The 1,043-nt window shown below is 32.0% G+C and carries 3 protein-coding genes; all 3 read left to right on the top strand.

Annotated elements, in window-relative coordinates; translation table 11 throughout:
- Nucleotides 1-229: hypothetical protein (locus tag VXK47_RS14740; protein ID WP_435549548.1), on the top strand; the 229-nt coding region annotated here is incomplete at its 5' end.
- 85 nt (nucleotides 230-314) lie between these two features.
- The gene (locus VXK47_RS14735; RefSeq protein ID WP_435549547.1) at nucleotides 315-662 is read left to right on the top strand and encodes a hypothetical protein; all 348 of its coding nucleotides are present in this window, start codon (nucleotides 315-317) and stop codon (nucleotides 660-662) included.
- Nucleotides 655-912 carry a hypothetical protein gene (locus VXK47_RS14730; RefSeq protein WP_435549546.1) on the top strand — a complete coding sequence of 86 codons (258 nt, stop codon included), beginning with the start codon at nucleotides 655-657 and terminating at the stop codon, nucleotides 910-912. The genes VXK47_RS14735 and VXK47_RS14730 overlap by 8 nt, the downstream gene beginning before the upstream one ends.
- Nucleotides 913-1,043 lie beyond the last annotated feature (131 nt).

Raw genomic sequence — 1,043 nt, 5'->3', positions numbered from 1 at the left:
TGCAGGGTATCTAATGACCTCTTTGACCTGGAAACGGAAGCAATTGAATCGGAAAAATTATAACAAATCAATGAACCCAACGCCGAGTAAGTTACGTTTTTTATCCTTGGCCGGCGGCGGCGTGGGTTATTTCCGTCGTTATGTACGTAAAAACATATATATTGCTGTATATCTTAAACATCAGATTAAAGCTTATCTTAAAATTTTGTCGATAAATACTATTATTTAGATTGATCTTGACAAAAAAATCAAATATTATATTTTAAATAGAAAAATCATTATAAATTTCTCTAAAAATAAGCAAGGTTTATAAAATGGAAGACACTAAAAAAATAACCGATATAGATTTTCATTATTTAAAAACTAATTTATATCGAACATATCATGTTGATGGGCTTTTTGGCGGATTTACGCCTCGTGGTTTTTTGTATATTGAAACTTTTTTAGAAAGAAGCCCAACGCCAACTATGACTAAATGCAAAATATCAGATTCTGGCGAAGTCGGAGATGAAATTTTCCGAGAAGGCAAGGCTGGAGTTATTAGAGAAATTGAGTGCGGGTTAATTATGGATATTAATGCAGCCAAAGCGTTTCATAAATGGTTGGATGAGCGAATTAAAGAATTTGATAAGCTTTTTAAAGGAAAAATTAAAAATGACTAATTATTTTAAAGATATAAAAAGCAACGCTTCAGAACCTTCAAAATTGGAAGCTATAGATGATTTATCATCCTTACTGAAATTGGCAACTGAAGCAAATAGGAAAAATATCCAAATTCAAGAAAAATTTATACTGGCAAAATATTTATATGAAGCCAATAGTTATATTGGAAATCAAATCATTCTTTCTAAAGAATATGGTTTTTGCCCAGGTTTAATTGATGGCGCAAAAAATTTTATACCTTTGAGCTAATTTCAAAACGATTAAAGGCGGCTTGTTAAACAGGTCAACAGTTGAAATCCCGGCAATAGAGCGGACTTAAGGGCTCCGATTTTCATTGGAGAACCACAAAAGGCAATAAATGCCGAGTTTTTGACAATACC

The organism is Desulfobacterium sp. N47, assembly GCF_051233685.1.
Lineage (GTDB): Bacteria > Desulfobacterota > Desulfobacteria > Desulfobacterales > RPRI01 > RPRI01.
The sequence above is the reverse complement of the archived record's forward strand: the minus strand, read 5'-3'. Positions and strand labels throughout refer to the sequence as shown.

Bases quoted from the DNA above. Each gene is read 5' to 3' on its own strand.
- VXK47_RS14735 (WP_435549547.1), top strand. From the start codon at position 315: ATGGAAGACACTAAAAAAATAACCGATATAGATTTTCATTATTTAAAA.
- VXK47_RS14730 (WP_435549546.1), top strand. From the start codon at position 655: ATGACTAATTATTTTAAAGATATAAAAAGCAACGCTTCAGAACCTTCA.